General features: G+C 74.1%; 16 protein-coding genes and 1 rRNA gene. 7 read left to right on the forward strand and 10 right to left on the reverse strand.

Translation table 11 applies throughout. The features are described from left to right. Nucleotides 1-138 precede the first annotated feature (138 nt). Nucleotides 139-921, forward strand: a complete 783-nt coding sequence (locus K2F47_RS39185) for a DUF899 domain-containing protein (protein ID WP_242911316.1) — start codon at nt 139-141, stop codon at nt 919-921. A gap of 147 nt (nt 922-1068) precedes the next feature. Here K2F47_RS39185 and K2F47_RS39190 read toward each other — a convergent pair whose 3' ends face one another. Then, a complete protein-coding gene (locus K2F47_RS39190) occupies nt 1069-2232 on the reverse strand; it encodes a serine hydrolase domain-containing protein (protein ID WP_242911317.1) in 1164 nt (387 codons plus the stop codon). A gap of 178 nt (nt 2233-2410) precedes the next feature. On the opposite strand from K2F47_RS39190, the gene K2F47_RS39195 reads away from it, so the two are divergent. Beyond that, complete coding sequence (locus K2F47_RS39195) at nt 2411-3100, forward strand: pyridoxamine 5'-phosphate oxidase family protein (RefSeq protein WP_242911318.1); 690 nt, start codon at nt 2411-2413, stop codon at nt 3098-3100. Between the two features lie 138 nt (nt 3101-3238). On the opposite strand, the gene K2F47_RS39200 is transcribed toward K2F47_RS39195, so the two are convergent. Then, a complete protein-coding gene (locus K2F47_RS39200) occupies nt 3239-3427 on the reverse strand; it encodes a DUF5302 domain-containing protein (RefSeq protein WP_242911319.1) in 189 nt (62 codons plus the stop codon). A 144-nt stretch (nt 3428-3571) separates the two neighbouring features. Between K2F47_RS39200 and K2F47_RS39205 the strand changes: the two genes are divergently transcribed. After that, nucleotides 3572-4966 (forward strand): cytochrome P450 family protein, encoded by a 1395-nt coding sequence (locus K2F47_RS39205; RefSeq protein ID WP_242911320.1) that lies wholly within the window; start codon nt 3572-3574, stop codon nt 4964-4966. 27 nt (nt 4967-4993) lie between these two features. Here K2F47_RS39205 and K2F47_RS39210 read toward each other — a convergent pair whose 3' ends face one another. Then, entirely contained in the window at nt 4994-6442 is a 1449-nt protein-coding gene (locus K2F47_RS39210; RefSeq protein WP_242911321.1) for an aminotransferase class I/II-fold pyridoxal phosphate-dependent enzyme, read from the reverse strand. 150 nt (nt 6443-6592) lie between these two features. Between K2F47_RS39210 and K2F47_RS39215 the strand changes: the two genes are divergently transcribed. After that, the gene (locus K2F47_RS39215; protein WP_242911322.1) at nt 6593-7000 is read left to right on the forward strand and encodes a DUF2795 domain-containing protein; all 408 of its coding nucleotides are present in this window, start codon (nt 6593-6595) and stop codon (nt 6998-7000) included. A gap of 10 nt (nt 7001-7010) precedes the next feature. On the opposite strand, the gene K2F47_RS39220 is transcribed toward K2F47_RS39215, so the two are convergent. The 4 genes from K2F47_RS39220 to K2F47_RS39235 form a co-directional block, all read right to left on the reverse strand. Beyond that, nucleotides 7011-9020: an aconitate hydratase gene (locus K2F47_RS39220; protein ID WP_242911323.1), complete on the reverse strand. Its 2010-nt coding sequence runs from the start codon at nt 9018-9020 to the stop codon at nt 7011-7013. A 1-nt stretch (nt 9021) separates the two neighbouring features. Further along, nucleotides 9022-10569 (reverse strand): FAD-dependent monooxygenase, encoded by a 1548-nt coding sequence (locus K2F47_RS39225; RefSeq protein WP_242911324.1) that lies wholly within the window; start codon nt 10567-10569, stop codon nt 9022-9024. Nucleotides 10570-10696: 127 nt separating this feature from the next. Then, complete coding sequence (locus K2F47_RS39230; RefSeq protein WP_242911325.1) at nt 10697-12298, reverse strand: long-chain-fatty-acid--CoA ligase; 1602 nt, start codon at nt 12296-12298, stop codon at nt 10697-10699. Nucleotides 12299-12400: 102 nt separating this feature from the next. Next, the gene (locus K2F47_RS39235; RefSeq protein WP_242911326.1) at nt 12401-12988 is read right to left on the reverse strand and encodes a GntR family transcriptional regulator; all 588 of its coding nucleotides are present in this window, start codon (nt 12986-12988) and stop codon (nt 12401-12403) included. Between K2F47_RS39235 and K2F47_RS39240 the strand changes: the two genes are divergently transcribed. Together K2F47_RS39240 and K2F47_RS39245 are read left to right on the forward strand one after the other, a co-directional pair. Then, on the forward strand, nt 12951-14063 hold the full coding sequence (locus tag K2F47_RS39240; RefSeq protein ID WP_242911327.1) for an alpha/beta hydrolase: 1113 nt from the start codon (nt 12951-12953) through the stop codon (nt 14061-14063). The genes K2F47_RS39235 and K2F47_RS39240 overlap by 38 nt on opposite strands. A 53-nt stretch (nt 14064-14116) precedes the next feature. After that, entirely contained in the window at nt 14117-14656 is a 540-nt protein-coding gene (locus K2F47_RS39245) for a hypothetical protein (RefSeq protein WP_242911328.1), read from the forward strand. Between the two features lie 36 nt (nt 14657-14692). On the opposite strand, the gene murA is transcribed toward K2F47_RS39245, so the two are convergent. After that, entirely contained in the window at nt 14693-15994 is a 1302-nt protein-coding gene (gene murA / locus K2F47_RS39250; RefSeq protein ID WP_242911329.1) for a UDP-N-acetylglucosamine 1-carboxyvinyltransferase, read from the reverse strand. 145 nt (nt 15995-16139) lie between these two features. Beyond that, nucleotides 16140-17471: a protein kinase domain-containing protein gene (locus K2F47_RS39255; RefSeq protein ID WP_242911330.1), complete on the reverse strand. Its 1332-nt coding sequence runs from the start codon at nt 17469-17471 to the stop codon at nt 16140-16142. Between the two features lie 212 nt (nt 17472-17683). Here K2F47_RS39255 and K2F47_RS39260 point away from each other — a divergent pair, with 212 nt between their 5' ends. Continuing rightward, nucleotides 17684-18436, forward strand: coding sequence for a PIG-L deacetylase family protein (locus tag K2F47_RS39260; RefSeq protein WP_242911331.1), 753 nt, complete (start codon nt 17684-17686; stop codon nt 18434-18436). A gap of 200 nt (nt 18437-18636) precedes the next feature. Here the strand turns inward: K2F47_RS39260 and rrf are convergent. Next, a 5S ribosomal RNA gene (gene rrf, locus K2F47_RS39265) occupies nt 18637-18753 on the reverse strand. Between the last annotated feature and the right edge of the window lie 2 nt (nt 18754-18755).

Raw genomic sequence — 18755 nt, forward strand, 5'->3', positions numbered from 1 at the left:
TCGGGGTTTCGTCCCTCACAGGAACCGACCGTCCAGCGGCCCGGAAGTCACCGCCGCGGGACCGATGAGTTCGCGCACGCCCCCGGGTCTGTATCGGATGAAGGCACGAGGAAACCGATTCCGGACGGAGGAGGAGGCATGGCACTCCCCGATGTGGTGTCCCACGAGGAGTGGACCACCGCGCGCAAGGCGCTGCTCGCGAAGGAGAAGGAGCTCACCCGGGCCCGGGACGCGCTCAACGCCGAGCGCCGCCGCCTGCCGATGGTCCGGGTCGAGGAGGACTACGTCTTCGAGGGGCCGGACGGCGAGGCGAGCCTGCTCGACCTGTTCGAGGGCCGCGCCCAACTCATCGTGGGCCACGTCATGTGGGACCCGGCGTGGGAGCGCGCCTGCCGGAGCTGCTCGGCCGGGCTGGCGGAGATCTCCGTCGGGCACCTGCGCCACCTGCACGACCGCGACACCACCTACGCGGCGGTGTCGCGCGCCCCGCAGTCGAAGATCGGGCCGTTCCGGGCCGCGATGGGCTGGGTGTTCCCCTGGTACTCCTCGCACGGCGGCTCGTTCAACCACGACTTCCACGTGACGATCGACGGGTCGGTCGCGCCCGAGGAGTACAACTACCGGACCATCGAGGAGTTCGAGCGGGCCGGGCAGTCCTTCGGCGACGACCGTCCGGTGGAGATGCCCGGCACGAGCTGCTTCCTGCGCGACGGCGACACCGTCTACCACACGTACTCGATGTACGCGCGCGGCGCCGAGCAGGTCGGCGGCTCCTACTACTTCCTCGACCTGACGGCCCTCGGCCGCCAGGAGCCCTGGGAGAAGCCCGAGGGGCGCGGCTCCGGCGGCGTCCCGGCGGGCGGGACGCTCCCCTACCCCGACGAGTACGACGACGAGTACTCCGCCCCGCGCACGTCCTGAGAAAGCCTCCTTGAGCACGTGCCCGATTGAGCACCGCCGCGCCTTCCCACCGGTGCCCGCCTCCGGCGGGGCGCCGGGCGCGGCGGCCCGGCGGCCGTGTGGTGACCCTCACGGGGGAGGCCACCGCACGGCCACCGGTGAACCCCGCTACGCGCAGAGGGCGTTGCGTACGAGGGTCCCGGTCGTCAGGTCCTGGCGGTCGTCCTGGAGCTGCGTGGGCACGCTGACCGTGACGGCGCGGCGCCCGTCCGGGGTGACGCCCCCGCGGGTCATGTAGCCGGGCGTGTCACCGCCGTGCCCCCAGTACCCGGCCTTGGAGCAGCCCAGCGGGAGCCACATCACGCCGAGCCCGTACCGGCTGCCGGCGAGCGAGCCGTCCAGGTCGTCGGGGACGGTCCGGCGCATCTCGGCGAACTCGGCGGGCCGCAGCAGGCGCCCGCCGAACAGCGCCCGGAAGAAGCGGTTGTGGTCGGCGGCCGTCGTGACCAGGCTGCCCGCCGCGTCAGCCCAGCTGTAGTCCATGTCCGTGACGTCCAGCAGCGGGCCGCCCTCGTCGAACTCCTGGTAGCCGTGCGGGTGCCGGCCGGGGAACTCCCTCCCGCGCGCGAAACTCGTGTGGGTGAGGCCGAGCGGGCGGACGATCCGCCGCATGGCCTCCTCGTCCCACCGGTGCCCGGTGACCCGCTCCACGATCATCCCGGCGAGGACGTAGCCGGTGTTGCAGTACGACCAGCGCGGGTTCCCGTCCGGCCCGGTCTCCCCCGGCTCGAACTCCGGGCGGTGCCGCAGCGCGAGGCCCACCAGCTGCTCGGGGGTGTAGTGGTCGAACCGGTGGGCCTCGACGTCCTCCCGCGTGTCGAACGGGAGGTCGTGGGTGAAGTCGTAGAGCCCGCTCGTGTGCTGGAGCAGGTTCCGGACCGTGATCTTCCGGCCGTCGTTGCCGTTGCCCCGCACGAGGCCGGGCAGCCACCGGTCGACGGTGTCCTCCAGGCCCATCCGCCCCTCCCCGACGAGCTGGAGGACGACTGTGGCCACGTACGTCTTGGTGTTGCTGCCGCCCCGGAACGACGCGCCCCGGGGGATCGGGCGCCCGCTCCGGACGTCCATGACGCCGGCGCGGGCCTCCTCCGTCCCGTCCGGCGTGCTCGTCTCCGCGAGGACGCCGGTCGTTCCCACGGCCCGGACCGCGTTCACGTCCCGCTGGAGTGGCGTCCCGCCCTGTGCCGCGGCGGCCACCCCCGTTCCCGCGAGGAGCGCCACGGCCCCCGCTCCGACGGCGACACTCCGGCGGGCCCTGCTGAGCGTGCTCAATGCCTTCTCCGTCCGCTTCTCCACGCCGCCCGGAGATCACGCTAGGCAGGCCCGCGCGCCCGCACGACCGGGCCAGCCGGTGTCCGCATGGTGGGGTGTGCACCCTGGACCCCGGTCTGCGCGGCCGGAACCGCACGAAGTTACGCTGATCATCCGGCCCCCGGCGGAAGGATCGGCCATGACGCTCGCCACGGAGTCCACCGAACCCACCGAACCCGCGCGGTACACGGAGATCACCTCGGCGGAGGAGCTGCGCGCCCTGCTCGGCACCCCGCTCCGGCGCGCGCTCGACAAGGAGCGCGTCACCCTGCACGCCTGGGACCGGGAGTGGCTGCGCCTGTCGCCGCTGTGCCTCATCGCGACCAGCGACGCCGACGGCAACTGCGACGTGTCCCCCAAGGGCGACCCGCCCGGCTTCGCCCGCGTGCTGGACGACACGACGATCGTGATCCCCGAGCGTCCGGGGAACCGCCGCGCCGACGGCTACCTGAACGTGCTCGGCAACCCGCACGTCGGGCTGATCTTCCTCATCCCCGGACGCCGCGAGACGCTGCGGATCAACGGCCGCGCGCGCATCCTGCGGGACGCGCCGTTCTTCGACGAGATGATCGTCAAGGGGCACCGGCCGGAGCTGGCCCTGCTCGTGGAGGTCGAGCAGATCTTCTTCCACTGCGCGAAGGCGATGATGCGCTCCAAGCTGTGGATGCCGGAGTCGTGGGAGCCGGACGCGCTGCCCTCGCAGGCCCGGATCGTCAAGGACGTCCAGTACACCGAGGAGACCGTGGAGCAGATGGAGCAGCGCTACGGCCCGAGCTACGCGGACGCGCTCTACAAGGGCACCTACGAGGGCGCCCGCCCGTCAAGCTGAGCCCCTGGATCTAAGCCCCTCGCTCCGGGCACGACGGAGTGGCCGACGGCCCCCGCGCTGGCGTGCGCGGGGCCCGTCGGCCGGGCGGCCCGGTTCCGGCCGCTCCCTCGTGTCCGTGGGCGGGTGACCCCGGTGCGCTCAGCCGCTCTTGCGGCGGAACTGGCGCTGGTGGTCGGCGCGGTCGTGGGTGCCACGCACCTTCGACCCGTTCCGGCCGGCCCCGCCCTCGTTCTTGTCGGCCGCCGCTCCGCGCTTGCGCTCCAGGGCCTCCCGGAACCTGCGCTTCACGTCGTCCTCGTTGCCGTCCTTCTCTCCTGAGTCGGCCATGCGGACCTCCAGCCGTTCGTAGGGGCACCCCCTAGCCTCACATACCCGGACGGGAAGCGCGCGGCGGACCCGCCCCGAAGATCATTCCGCCCTTTTCTCCGACGAACACGAGCGAAAAGGACGAACTCCCCTATGGTGTGGGGCGTGGAGCCCCAGACGCCGCAGGCCGAGCCCGCGCCCTCGCATCCGCCGCTGGAGGCGCTCGCCGTCCAGCCGCTGGTGAACCGGGACCACGAGTCCCGCCCCGCGCTGTTCTACGAGCGGCTCCGCGCCGAGTACGGCCCGGTCGCGCCGGTGGACGTGCTGGGCGTCCCGGCGTGGCTCGTTATCGGCTACCCGCAGACGCTCGACATCCTGCGCGACTCGCGCGGCATCTGGAGCCGCCGCCTGGACTCCTGGCGGGCGCGCCGGGAGGGCCGCGTCCCGGCGGACTGGCCGCTGCTGCCCGCCTACGGGTTCGACATGTCGGTCTACACCGACGGCGCCGCCCTGTCCCGGCTGCGCGGCGCCTGGGCCGAGGGCCTGCGCCCGTTCCAGGACCGCACCCGCCCGCAGGCCAAGGAGCTGGAGCAGGCCATCCGGCGGTACGCCGACGAGCTGATCACCGTCCTGTCGGAGGGCGGCCGGACCGGCTGGGCCGACCTGTCGGCGCAGTACGCGCGGCCGCTGCCGATGATGGTGATGGGCCGGCTGCTCGGCGCCGGCACCGGGTACGGCGACGAGGTCGTCATGGACGTGTGGCGGGTGCTGGACGCGGGCCCGGACGCCGCCGAGGCGGCGGGGCGGCTGCTGGCCGACCTGACGCGGGTCTGCGCGGAGAAGACGGCCTCGCCCGGCGAGGACCTGCCGTCCTACATGCTCGCGGCCACGCCGGACCTGACCGTCGACGAGCTGGCCCGCGAGATGGTGCTGCTGGCGGGGCTGATCGGCGATTTCACCGGGACGCTCGTCTGCAACACGATCGCCGAGGTGATCATCGGCGAGACCGGCGCGCGCGACAGCCTGTCAGCCGGGATGATCCAGGAGGCGGTGAACCGGGCGGCGATCTCCAGCCCGCCGATGTCGAACCTGACGTTCCGCTGGCCGAAGGTCGACGTGCGGGTCGGCCGGTTCCAGATCGCGGCCGGCGACCCGGTCATGCTGTCGCCCGCCGCCGCGCATCTGGACCCGGCGTTCACCGACGGCGCGGCGGCCGACTCGATCTACAGCTCCCGCGCGCATCTGGCGTGGGGCGCGGGCCCGCACGCCTGCCTCGGCCGCGACCTCGCCACCACCATCACCACGATCGCGGTGGAGCGGCTGTTCGACCGGTTCAGCGGCGTGCGGCTCGCGCTGCCCGCCGACCAGCTGCCGTGGCGGTCGTCCCCGATGATGCGGGGGCTGCGCTCGCTGCCGGTGAACTACGAGCTGGCGGCGCCGCCGCCCGAGCCGCCCGCCGGCCCGTCCGACACGGGGGCGGCGGAGCGGAACCCGGCCGAGCCGGAATCGGAGTCGCTGGTCAGGCGCCTGCTGCGGGCGATGCGCCTCGCCCAGGGCTGAGCCCGGGGCGGAGGCCCCGCCCGGTTCTCAGCCCGCCAGGGCCTCCTCGCGGATGCGGCGCCAGGCCGCCTCGACGTGCTCGGGCCCGGTCGCGGGGGCGCCGACCGCCACGCGCAGCAGCACGCGCCCGCCGGCCTTGGTGTGGGTGAGGTAGAGGTCGCCGGAGGCGTTGAGCCGCTCCATCAACCGCATCGTCGCGGCGTCGGCCTCGCCCGCGGGCAGGCCCTCCCAGCGCGGCCGGAAGCAGACGAGCCCGAACGGGTGGTGCTCCAGCAGCTCGAAGCCGGGGTCGGCGGCGATCCGGGACGCGAGGTCCGCCGCGAGCCGCACGCCCGTCCGGACGTGCTCGCGCAGCCCCTCCGCCCCGTACCAGCGGATCACCGACCACAGCTTCAGCGCCCGGAACCGGCGGCCGAGCGGGATCTGCCAGTCCCGGTAGTCGACGACCTCGCCCGACATCGTCGCCTGGTTGCGCAGGTACTCGGGCAGGATCGACAGCGCGCCGGTGAGCGGCGCCCGGTCGGCCACCCACATCGCGTTGCAGTCGAAGTTGGTGAGCAGCCACTTGTGCGGGTTCGTGGAGTAGGAGTCGGCGTACTCGGCGAGGCCGTCGTTGATCCAGCGCAGCTCGGGGCACACGGCGGCGACGCCCGCGTACGCGGCGTCCACGTGCAGCCAGACGCCGTGGCGGCGGCACACCTCGCCGATCGCGGGCACGGGATCGACCGCCGTCGTGGACGTGGTGCCGACGGTCGCGCAGACCAGCACCGGCAGCGCGCCGGCGGCGGCGTCCGCGGCGAGCAGCGCGTCCAGGTGGGCGGGGTCCATGGCGAGGGTGGCGGGGTCGACGTCCACCACGCGGACGTTCGCGGCGCCGATCCCGGCGATCCGCGCGGCCTTCTCCAGGGACGAGTGCGTCTGGGAGCTGATGTAGAGGGTGTGGCGGCGGGCGATGCCCTCGCGTCCGGACGTCCCGCCGTCGGCGCGGTGCAGCGCGGCGAGGATCGCCACCAGCGCGGCGCTGGATGCCGAGTCCTGGATGACACCGCCGCCGGTGCCCTCGCTGCGGAAACCGGCGGGCAGGTCGAGCAGCTCGGCGAGCCAGTCCAGCACCCGCGTCTCCAGCTCCGTGCAGGCGGGGCTGGTCGCCCACAGCATGCCCTGGACGCCGATCCCGGCCGACAGCAGGTCGCCGAGGATCGCGGGACCGCTGGCGTTGGACGGGAAGTAGGCGAAGAACGAAGGGTGCTGCCAGTGGGTGATGCCGGGCATCACGACGCGGTCGAGGTCGGCGAGGACGGCCTCGAAGCCCTCGCCCCGCTCCGGCGGGTGGGCGGGCAGGTCCGCGAGGACGTCGCCCGGCTCGGCCCGCGACAGCACGGGGTAGGACTCGATCTTCTCCTGGTAGTCGGCGATCCAGTCGACGACCTGCCTGCCGTACCGGCGGAACTCCTCCGGCGTCATGTGACCCGCCACCGCGTCCCTCCCTGCCGTGCCGTCCCGGACCCTCGGATCCTACGGCGCCCCCGCCCTCCTCCGCCGACCTGATCCCCGCCGCCACACGGCCCCCGCTGTTTAGGCGCGTCCGCCCGGGAACGTTCAGCACCGTTGGAGAGAGGACGGACAATGCCAGACAAGAGCGACAAGCACGCCCCCAGGGTGGACGACGAGATCGGCGCCGAGACGCAGGGCATGGTCAGCGGCGGCCACCCCACCCACGCCGAGGAGTTCAAGGAGACCGAGCCGTTCTCCGACGAGAGCCCGACCGACCCCGTCGTGGCGGCCGGGTTCGCGGGCGAGGGCTCGCCGCCGGGGATGAGCGCGCGGGACGTCGAGAGCCGCAGCGCGCTCGCCCGGGCGCTCACCGGCGTCCGGTACCCGGCGCGGCCGAACGAGCTCGTGCGGCACGCCGCCGACGGCGGCGCGCCCGACGCGACGATCGAGGCGCTGCGCGCACTGCCGAGGCGCGAGTACGAGAACGTCGCCGACGTCGCGGAGGAACTCGGATACGGACGGGAGGAACGCCGCTACTGAACGGACGCCGCTACTGACGGCTGGCGTGCGGTGCGGGCCGCCGGTCGCCGCGCAGCAGGGGGATCTGCCCTCCCGCCGCGACAAGTTCGCGCTGGCGCGGCGACAGGCGGTGCCGCGCCGCATACGTCTCGCCCTTGGTGACGTTGCGGACCTCGACGTCGCCGCCGGACGCCAGGACCTCGCGCACGTCCGGGATCTGGAGGGTGTCCCCCTGCTCGACGCGGTCGTAGTCGGCCTCGTCGGCGAACTCCAGGGGCAGGATGCCGAAGTTGACGAGGTTCTGCCGGTGGATGCGGGCGTAGCCGCACGCGAGGACCAGGCGCAGCCCGAGGTGGCGGGGCGCGATCGCGGCGTGCTCGCGGGAGGAGCCCTGCCCGTAGTTGCGCCCGCCGACGACGGCGTGCGGGCCGGCCGCGCGAGCCCGCTCGAGGTACTCGTCGTCGATCCGGACGAAGGCGAAGTCGGCGAGGCGCGCGATGTCGCTGCGGAACGGCAGCGCCCGCGCGCCCGCCTGGAGGATCTCGTCGGTGGACACGTCGTCGCCCACCTTGAGGACGACGGGGACGTCCAGGTCGTCCGGCAGCGGGTCCAGCTCCGGGAGGGCGCCGATGCTCGGTGCCTTCTCCAGCTCCACGTGCCGCGCCTCCCACTCGGGCAGCGGCGGTTCGAGCAGGTCGGCGGCGCGGGCGGCGAGCGCGGGAGGGCGGACGACGGGCGGGTCCATCGGCAGGTCGCGCGGGTCGGTGATGACGCCGGTGAGCGCGGCCGCGGCGGCGGTCTCGGGCGAGCAGAGCCACACCCGGTCGTCCTCGGTGCCCGACCGGCCGAAGAAGTTGCGCGGGAACGTCCGCAGGCTGTTGCGGCCGACCGCGGGCGCCTGCCCCATGCCGATGCAGCCGAGGCATCCCGTCTGGTGGATGCGGGCGCCCGCCTGCACGAGGTCGGTGGCGGCGCCCGTCCGCGTCAGGTCGAGCAGGGCCTGCCGGGTGGCCGGGTTGATGTCCAGCGACACGCGCGGGTGCACCCGCTCGCCGCGCACGATCGCCGCGACGGACGCGAGGTCGCGTAGCCCGGGGTTCGCCGACGACCCGACGACGACCTGGTGGACCTCCTCCCCCGCGACGTCCCGCACCGGCACCACGTCGCCGGGCGAGCCCGGACGCGCGATGAGCGGCTCCAGCGCGGACAGGTCGATCTCGTCCTCGGCCTCGTAGGAGGCGCCGGGGTCGGCCAGCAGCTCGCGGAAGTCGCCCTCGCGCCCCTCGGCGCGCAGGAACTCCCGGACGCGCCCGTCGGCGGGGAACACCGTCGCCGTGGCGCCCAGCTCGGCGCCCATGTTGGCGATGACGTGCCGGTCCATCGCCGTCAGCGACGCGAGCCCGGGGCCGTGGTACTCGATGATCCGGTTCACGCCGCCGCGCACGCCGTGCCGGCGCAGCATCTCCAGGATCACGTCCTTCGCGCTCACCCAGGGCGGCGGCGCGCCGGTCAGCCGCACGCCCCAGACCTCCGGCATCGTGACGTGCAGCGGCTCCCCCGCCATCGCCATCGCGGTCTCCAGCCCGCCGGCGCCAATCGCGAGCATGCCGAGCGCGCCCGCCGCGCACGTGTGGGAGTCCGACCCGGCGAGCGTGGCGCCGGGCACGCCGAACCGCTGCATGTGGGTGGGGTGCGACACGCCGTTGCCCGGCCGGGAGTACCAGAGGCCGTAGCGGCGGCACGCCGACCGCAGGAAGATATGGTCGGCCATGTTGCGCTCGTCGGTCTGGAGCAGGTTGTGGTCGACGTACTGGACGGAGACGTCGGTGCGGACGCGGTCGAGCCCGAGCGCCTCCAGCTCCAGCATGACCATCGTGCCGGTGGCGTCCTGGGTGAGGGTCTGGTCGATGCGCAGGCCGATCTCGCGGCCGGGTGTCATCTCCCCGTCCACCAGGTGCGAGGCGATCAGCTTCCGCGCGACGTTCAGCGCGCCCGCCGTGCCCGGACCTTTCGTGCCCGGCCCTCCCGTGCCGCGCGCCATGTCAGGCCCTCCCCTCCTCCCGGACGCCGCCGGGGACGTGCCGCCCCTGGTGCCGCTCGTGCGCGGGCCCCCCGCACCAGTGGGAGAGCGCGTCGCGGATCGCCGTGGCCCTGCGGTCGGGCGCGGTCTCGTCGGTCGCCCACGCCACGTACCCGTCCGGGCGGACGAGCGCGGTGGTGCGCGTCGCGCGGCCCGCGAGCGCGTAGTGGACGCGGCCCGCCCACATCTTCGCCGCCAGGTAGGTGACCGCCGGGTCGTTCGCCGCGACGACCAGCACGAACCGTCCGTCGCCGAGCAGCCCGTACAGGTGCCCGGGGGTACCCGAGAGCGGGACGTCGGGCGCGCGGCGCCCGGTCAGCCGGTGCGCGCCGCGCGGCGCGGGATAGGCGATGTCGAGGCCCGACACCGCGCCCGCCATCCGCCGCGCGACCGGCGGGACGTGCGTGACCGTCCACGCCCCCACGTCGCGCGCCGCCCGCAGCGCCGGCGACTCCAGCAGGGCGAGCCGGAGCAGCGCCCCGCTGCCGCGCAGGACGAACCGTCCGACGGGGTACCGCTCCGCGTGGTAGGAGTCGAGCAGCCAGGACGGCGCCCACCCCTGCACCTGCGCGGCGAGCTTCCAGCCGAGGTTCGCGGCGTCCTGCAACCCGGTGTTCATGCCCTGCCCGCCGAGCGGCGAGTGGACGTGCGCGGCGTCGCCCGCGAGGAGCACCCGCCCGACGCGGTAGCTCGGGACCTGCCGCTCGTCGCTGTGGAACCGCGACGTCCAGCGCGGGTCGCGCATGCCGTGGTCGCCGCCGAGGACGCGCCGCGCCACCTCCCGCAGCTCGTCCATGTCGACGGGCTCGGAGTCGGGCGCCTGATGCCGGCGGTTCCAGGCGATCGCCCGGTACCAGCCGTCGCCGAACGGGGCGAGGAAGGCGAACCCGGCGGCCCCGGCGCCGACCGTGAGCACCTCGCCCGGCGGGTCGTCCAGCCGGACGTCGGCCAGCATCACCGACCGGACGGCCGAGCGCCCCGGGAACGGCAGCCCGAGCGCCCGCCGGACCGTGCTGCCGATCCCGTCGGCGCCCACCAGGTAGGACGCGCGGCGCGTGAAGCCCTCCCCGGCGCGGGTGCGCACGTCGACCTCGACGCCCGCCGCGTCCTGCCGGAGGGCGGTCACCTCGGCGCCGTGCACGATCTCCGCGCCCGCAGCCAGGGCCCGCTCCCGCAGCAGCCGCTCGGTCTCGTACTGCGGCGTGATCAGCACGTACGGGAACCGGCCCGGCAGCCGGCGCAGGTCGAGGCGGGACCGGCCGACCAGCCGCAGCGCGTCCACCCGCCGGCCGGTCAGGGCCAGGTCGGCGGCGACGCCGCGCGCGTCGAGCAGCTCCATCGTGCGCGCGTGCACGGCGAACGCGCGCGTCTCCCCGCCGGTCCGCGGCTCGCGGCGCTCGAACACGGTGCAGCCGATCCCGGCGGCGGCGAGGTCCCCGGCGAGCATGAGCCCGGTCGGGCCCGCGCCCACGACCACCACGTCACCGGTCGTCGTCCCGGTGGTCGCCATCGGTTCCCCTCTCGCCGCCGCGGCCGGCTCGTCCCGTCGCCCCCGACCCCTTCCCCGGCTGCGAAACCTCACGCGCCCCGGCGCGGTCCGGCCCCGGACAAACGGCGGCGAACGGCGGCTATCCGCATCAACCCTGGACGCGCCGGTCGTACCCGGCCCATTCCTTCTCGCGGAGCTGGAACTTCTGGATCTTCCCGGTGGAGGTCTTCGGCAGCGCGGTCACGAACTCGACGCGGTCGGGCGCCTTGTAGCGCGCGAGGCTCTTCCGGACGTGCCCGACCAGCTCCTCCCCGGTCGCCGCGCACCCCTCGCGCAGCACGACGAACGCCTTCGGCCGCTCGCCCCACCGCTCGTCGGGGACGGCGACGACCGCGACCTCCAGCACCGCCGGATGCGAGTCGATCGCGCGCTCGACCTCCACGGTCGAGATGTTCTCGCCGCCGGAGATGATGATGTCCTTGGACCGGTCGCGCAGCTCGACGTAGCCATCGGGGTGGCGGACGCCGAGGTCGCCGGAGTGGAACCAGCCGCCCCGGAACGCGTTCGCGGTCGCCTCCGCGTCGCGGTGGTACCCCTTCATGACGTTGTTGCCGCGCATGACGATCTCGCCGAGCGTCTCCCCGTCCGCCGGGACGTCGTTCATGTCGTCGTCGACCACGCGCAGCCCGTCGGTCTGCACCATGCCGACGCCCTGCCGGGCCAGCAGCCGCGCCCGCTCGGGCGCCGCCAGCGCCGCCCAGCCGGGCTGCGGCTCGCACACCGAGTACGGCCCGTAGGTCTCCGTCAGCCCGTACACGTGGACGATCCGCGCGCCGAGCGCCTCCATCTGCCCGATGATCGTGGGGCTCGGCGGCGCGCCCGCCGTGGTGACGACGAGCGGCCGCTCCAGCGGGTGCGCCTCGGGCGCGTTGGCGATGCCCAGCAGGACGGTCGGGGCGCCGTTGAGGTGCGTGACGCCCTCGGCGTCGACGATCCGCCAGATCTCCGCCGGGACGACGGCGCGCAGGCACACCTGCGTCCCGCCGATCGCGACGAGGCCCCAGGGCGTGCACCAGCCGTTGCAGTGGAACATCGGCAGCGTCCACAGGTAGACGCTGTCGGGGGTGTGCCGCGAGTGCAGGACCTCGCCGAGCCCGTTCAGGTACGCGCCGCGATGGGTGTAGACGACGCCCTTCGGGCGTCCCGTGGTGCCGGAGGTGTAGTTGATGGAGATGGCCGCGTTCTCGTCGTCCACCTCCCAGGGCAGCGGGTCGTCGAAGCCGCGCGCGAGGAACTCCGCGTAGCCGAGCCCGCCGACGGCCGGGTCGGGTTCCGCGCCGGCCGCGGGCACCGTGACGACCTGCGGCAGATCCCCTGCCAGCGGCGCCACGACGGGGTGCAGCGCCGCGTCCACGACCAGCACCTTCGCCCCCGAGTGGGCGAGGATGTGGCGGACCTCCTCCGCCGCCAGCCGCGTGTTGATCGCGACCAGGACGCCGCCCGCCAGCGGCACCGCGAAGTGCGCGACGAGCAGTTCGGGGATGTTCGGCGCGAGGTAGGCGACCCGGTCGCCGGGCCGGACGTCGAGGGTCCGCAGCGCGTGCGCGGCGCGGGTGACCTGCCGCGCGAACTCCGCGTAGCCGACGCGGAGGTCCCCGTGGATGTAGGCGGTCTTGCCGGGGAACACCTCCGCCGACCTTCCGAGGAAGGCGAGCGGGGTGAGCGAGGTGTATCCCGGGCCGTTGTCCATGAGCGGTCCTCCGGTGCCGTCGGCCGGGGACGTCCGGCGCCCCGGGCCCGAATGTGATCTACGTCTCCAGACTCTCACGCGGGACCGGGCGGCGTCCGGTCCTCAGCCGAGCCCCGTGATGGGCCTGCGCGGCGGCTCCAGGCCGAGATGGATGCGGTACCGGTCGGCCCGGTAGGTGGCCAGCGCGACCTCGACGCACAGGCCGCGGCTGAACGTCCGCTGCCGCAGGAGGAACACGGTCGCGCCCGGCGCGATCGCCAGCAGCCGCGCGTCGGCGGCGCCCGCCGGGCCCGCCTCGATCGTCTGCTCCCCCGCGTCCATGACGATCCCGTAACCGCGCTCCAGCGCGTCGAACAGGGAGGTGTCGGGCGGCCGGCGGTCGAACAGGCCCGGCGCCACCGACGCGAGGATGTGGGAGCGCTCCACCGCCATCGGCTCGCCGTCGGCCAGCCGCAGCCGCTCCAGGACGTGCACGCTCACCCCCGGCTCGGCGCCGAAGAACCGGGCGAGCCGCGCGTCGGCCTCGACCGTGCGGGACGCGAGGTCCACCGACCCCGGGCGCATGCCGCGCGAGCGCATGTCCTCGGTGAAGGAGACCAGCTCCTTCGGCATCTGCACCTTCGGGCGCGCGACGAACGTCCCCTTGCCGGGGATGCGGCGGAGCCGGTCCTCGGCGACGAGCTGGTCCACCGCCTGCCGCACCGTCATCCGCGAGGTCGCGGTGTTCCCCCGCTCCCGCGCGCAGTTCGAGGCGATCAAGCGGCAGAGCGCGGCCTACGGCGCCTCGTGCGCCGAAAGGTCGCGGCCCGGCCTGCTCGCCAACATCGACACCGTGAGCGCGGCCCGCGACATGGACGCCATCCGCGCCGCGCTCGGCGAGCGGCAGATCAGCTTCCTGGGCCTGTCCTACGGATCGTTCCTCGGCCAGACCTACGCCCGCCTGTACCCGCGCCGCGTCCGGACGATGGTGCTCGACGGCGCGGTGGACCACGCCGTCGGCCCGCACGCGTTCCTGAACCAGGAGGCCTCCGCGCTCTCGACGGTGTTCGGCCAGTTCGCGCGCTGGTGCGGCGCGTCGAAGTCCTGCGCCCTGCACGGCAAGGACGTGACCGCCGTCTGGGACCGCCTGCTGGCCCGGGCCGCGCGCACGCCGATCCCGGCCCCGCACGCCGCCGGCGGCCCGACCACGGTGAACGCCGACGCGATCCAGATGGTCCTGCCCAACCTGCTGCTGCTCGGGCCGACCAGCTCCCTGCTCCCGTCGACCTGGCCGGAACTCGGCACGGCGCTCGCCGAGGCGCAGGCCGGCGACGCGTCGCGGCTGGCCGACAACTCCTCCGTCGGCCAGCCCCAGGACGCCTACGCCGCCGTGGGCTGCCAGGACTTCCCGCCGCAGCTGCGCGGCTACGGCGACGCCGCCGCCCGGCTGAAGAAGGTGCGCGCCCTCTCCCCGCACACCGGCGGCGCCTCGGAGGCCTGGCTGATGACGCTCCTGTGCGCGGACTGGCCGGTGCCCCCGGGCAACCCGTGGGTCCCCGAGAAGGTCACGGGCGCGCGGCCGATCCTCGTGGCCAGCACCAGGGACGACCCGTCCACGCCGCTGGTCTGGGCCCAAGGCATGCACCGCCAGATCGAGGGCAGCGGCCTGCTCGTCGCCGACGTCACCGGCCACACCGCCTACTTCAACTCCGCCTGCGCGCGCCGCGCGGAGACCGACTACCTCATCACGGGCAGGCTCCCCGCGTCCGGTGGCTGCGGCGCCTGACCCCACGCGAAAACCGGATGCGGCTGGACGAAACGTCCGTCTAACCTGCCGCCATGGACGTGAGCTTCGAACGGACGGGTGAACGCGGCTACGCGACCGTCGTCACCCTGCCCGGCCGGGCCCCGCGCCGCATGGACCCGGCCCCCGGCTACGACGACGACATCCCGCACGACCTCGTCCACTACCTGGTCGAGGCGGAGCTGGGGCTGGCGAACGCCGTGTACGGGCGGGCGCTGGCGGGCGGCGGGAGCTTCCGCGAGACGGAGGAGGCCCCCGGCGACCGGCGCCGCCGCGCCCGTGCGCAGCGCAGGCTGAACAAGCGCGAGGCGGCGCTGCGCAGGGGCGACCACGCCGACATGGCGACGTCCGAGTACTTCGCGGGCGTCTGCGACATCGCCTGGCGGCGCAAGGCGGGCGCGCGACCGCCGGAATGGGCCGAGCGCAGGCGGATCCCGGACGAGGACATCGCCAAGGTCGGCCGGGTCGTGGACCGCCTCGACGCGATCGCCCCGCTCTGGCGCGCCGTCCCCGTCGGCGGCTCCCTCACCTTCACCTGGCCGCGGACGACCGCGAATCCCGAGCCCGCCCGCTGAACCCGGCGCCGCCGCGTCCTCGCGGGCGGAGCGGGGTCATCCGGCGCGCAGGGCGAGGCCCAACGCCCGGAACTGCTCCACCGGATGGTGGTAACCGCGCTCGATGTGGTGCACGCCGCGCAGCGTGGACGGGCCCTCCGCCACCGCCGCCGCGAGCACCGCCGAGAACCCCGCCCGGATGTCGGGCATGGTCACATCGCCGCCGCGCAGCTTGCTCACGCCGCGCACGACGGCCGAGTGGACCGCCGCCGTGTCGTGGTAGCGGCAGGCCGGGCCGCCGAGGCAGGTGGCGTACACCTCGATCTCCGCGCCCATGCTCTGCAACGCCGGGACGTAGGCCAGCCGGTTCTCGTACACGGTCTCATGCAGCACCGACATGCCGTCCGCCTGCGTGAACAGCACCATGAGCGGCGTCTGCCAGTCCGTCGCGAACCCCGGGTGCGTGTCGGTCTGCACGGCGGCGGGCCGCAGCCCGTCCGGCGCCGACGCCATGATCCAGTCGTCGGTGATCTCGAACCGGGCGCCCATCCCGGTCAGGGTGGTGATCGCGGTGACGAGCCGGTCCTGCGGGCAGCCGTGCACCCGCACCTCGCCGCCGGTGACCAGGCCCGCGACCAGGTAGGAGAACGCCTCGATGCGGTCGCCCGCCAGCCGCGTCTGCGCGCCGCCGAGCTCCGGCACGCCCTCGACCACGATCCGCCGGTCGGGCGCGAACGAGATCCGCGCGCCCATCCGCTGGAGGAACAGCGCCAACTCGATGATCTCCGGCTCGGTCGCGGCGTTCCGGATCACCGTCTTGCCCTCGGCGCGCACCGCCGCCAGCAGCACCGTCTCGGTGGCGCCGACGCTCGGGTAGGGCAGGTCGACGCGCGTCCCGACGAGCCGCGACGCCCGCGCGCGGATGCCGTCGCCGTCGATCGTCACCTCGGCGCCGAACGCCCGCAGCGCCTCCACGTGGAAGTCGACCGGGCGGCGGCCGATCGGGTCGCCGCCGACCAGCGGCACGAACGCCTCACCCGTCAGGTGCAGCAGCGGGCCGAGCATCAGGATCGGAATGCGGTTCAGCCCCGTGAACGCCTTGCCGACGCTCGGGTCCGCCACCGGCCCCGGCACGATCGTCACCTCGCCGCCGGACCGCTCCACGCCCATCCCGACGTGCTCCAGCATCCCGGCGGTGATGCCGACCTCGCCGACGTCCGGCGCGTTGCGGATCGTGCTCGGCTCCGCGCCCAGCATCGCCGCGACCATGTGCTTGCTGACCGCGTTCTTGGCCCCCCGCACGGTGACATCGCCGCGCAGCGGACCCGACGGCTCGATCTCCCACCACTTGTCGGTCATCCGGAAAGCCTACGGCGGCCCCGGGGGTGCACCAACCGGAACCACCGAACGGACACCTCCGGGCATCCCCGGCGTTGCCCTCCGGTCCACCGGACGTTCAGGACCACGACCCCTACCTGCCCGCGGGCCTGCCTGCCCGCGGGCCCTACCTGACGGTCAGGACCGGGAGCCGTCCCCTGCTCACGGCCCGCGCCCCGAACGCCTTGGCCCTCGGCGGGCTCCAGGGCGACAGCAGGTAGGCGCCGGGCGCCAGCGAGACCGTGAACGTGTACGTGCTGTGGACGATCGTCGTCCGCTCGCACCCCTTGACCGACACCTTGGGCTGCGAACGCCGCACGTCCGCCTTCACCGGCGTGCCGACGCGGGTCGCCGGGAGGAGCCCCGCCGAACGCGGGTAGGAGAACAGCGCGCTCTGCCCGTCCCCGATCCGCCACTTGAGGACGGGCGGGCAGCCCGCCCGCCGCCGCTCCGCCATCTTCACGGTGACGGTGCCGCCCGCCTGCACGACGGCGGGCGTCACGGTCAGCGCCACGTCCAGCCGCTGCTTGCCGGCCGCGTACGCGAGCCTGCCCCGGGCGAGCCCCGTCCCCTGCGGCACGGCCTTGGGCGTGCTGGACGGGGTCGCGGCGTGCTTCGGCTTCGACTTCGACTCGTCCTCGCCGACCGCCTTGCCGACACCGAACCCGCCTCCCGCGCAGACCAGCCCGAGCGCCACGGTCACCGCCATCGGACGAACGAGCGCGGGCCTGTCCTCGGGCACGGGCACGGGCACCGGATCCACCGCCTGCGCCGGGGTGGGCTGCTCCCACTGGTTCCGCGCGACGGCCTCCACCAGCGCCGCGTACGCCCGCGCGGAACTCGGCCGCGCCATCGGATTCTGCGCCAGCCCCCGCGCGAGGAGGCCGCGCGCGGGCTCCGGCACCAGATCCAGCTGGACGACGCCGGGCGCATGCCCGGTCAGGCACGCGTAGAAGATCGCGGCGGCCGAGTACAGGTCGCCGGCGGCCGTGAACTCCCCAGCCCTCCGCTCGGGCGCCGCGAAGCCGTCCGTCCCGGGAGCCTCGACCGCGAACCCGGTGAGCTTGCAGGTACCACCCGTCAGCACGACGTTCGCCGGGGACAGGTCTCGGTGCACGAGACCAGCGTCGTGCGCGGCGGCGAGCCCGAGCAGGCATCCCCGCAGCACCCGGAAAGCCGCGCCCGGCGCCATCGGCCCCCCGGCCAGCTGCCGCGCCAGCGACTCGCCCTCGACGAAGTCCATGACCAGCGCCTGCCGCTGCTCAACGTACTCGTGGACGCGCAGCACATGCGGATCGCGCAGCCGCGTCAGGGCCCACGCCTCGTCCGGGACGATCCGGGCGCCGTCCAGGATCAGGACCCGCTCCCCGAACCCGTCCCGCACCGCCTCCGCGATCCGTCCCGCCGGCCCCTCCCGCAGGACTCGCACCACGGAATAGCCCGGAACGTCCCAAGTCATGGCCTGTACCCTGCCGTTCACCCAGGTCCGGCCGCAACCACGCATAGGTCACAATGCCAGGACGACACGTCCGCCGAGGACATGCCGTCCCGGCGCGGAGCGGGGGCGCGGCCCGCGAACGTGCCCGACGCCGAATCCCCAGGGACTCTACGAGATCGCACCGCGTCCGGCGACTCGTACCCCAAAGGATCATCACCGGGGATAATGCACCGATGGCGACGCTCGTGGCATTCCACGCCCATCCAGACGACGAGGTACTACTGACCGGCGGCACCCTCGCCCGCGCCGCGGCCGAGGGACACCGGGTCGTGGTTGTCGTGGCCACCGACGGCACGATGGGCCCGGTCCCCGAACAGGGGGCACCGCGGCTGGGCGAGCTACGCGCCAGCGCAGCCATCCTCGGCGTGCACCGCGTCGAGCACCTCGGCTACGCGGACAGCGGCCACGGCGCGGTCCTCTACCCCGACCCTCCGGACCGCACGCGCTTCGTCCGCGCCGCCCCCGAGGAGGCCGCCGCCCGCCTCGCCGCGCTACTGCGCGAGGAGAAGGCGGACATGCTGCTCAGCTATGACCCCAACGGCTGGTACGGCCATCGCGACCACGTCAGGGTGCACGAGGTCGGAAAGCGCGCCGCCGAGCTGGCGGGCGTGAAGCGCGTGCGAGAGGCGACGACCCCGCATGACTTTGCCCTGCGCCTGGTGCGACTGATCCGCCTGCTGCGCATCCCGCTCCGCTTCGACGACGCCACACTGCGCGCGGTCGGCAGCCCGTCGTCCGCCATCACGCACCGGGTGAACGTTCGACGCTTCGCCAAGCAGAAGCAGGCGGCCCTGGCCGCGCACCACAGCGAGGTCCAGGGGGACGGCAGGTCCGCAGCCGTCATGCGAGCCCTGGTACGGCTTCCGACCCCGGTGTTCGCGCTGCTCCTCGGCCGCGAGTGGTACATCGACAGCGCACGCGAATAGCGGTGGTGTCGACGCCGGAGACCGGGTGGCCGCGCCGGTACATGTTACGTGTGGGTGGCACCGGCGCGACCATGGTGACCAGCCCTATCTCTAGGACCAATTCTTGCACATGGAACGTTGCATCAACGTTGCTTCCGTTCCACCCAGTGAAACAAGAAAGGGCCCCGCCGATCTCGGCGGGGCCCTCCCCTTCACAATGAGTCCGGCGGCGTCCTACTCTCCCACACAGTCTCCCATGCAGTACCATCGGCGCTGAGAGGCTTAACTTCCGGGTTCGGGATGGGACCGGGTGTTTCCCCCTCGCCAAAACCACCGAACG

This window comes from Actinomadura terrae (assembly GCF_022751215.1).
Lineage (GTDB): Bacteria > Actinomycetota > Actinomycetes > Streptosporangiales > Streptosporangiaceae > Spirillospora > Spirillospora terrae.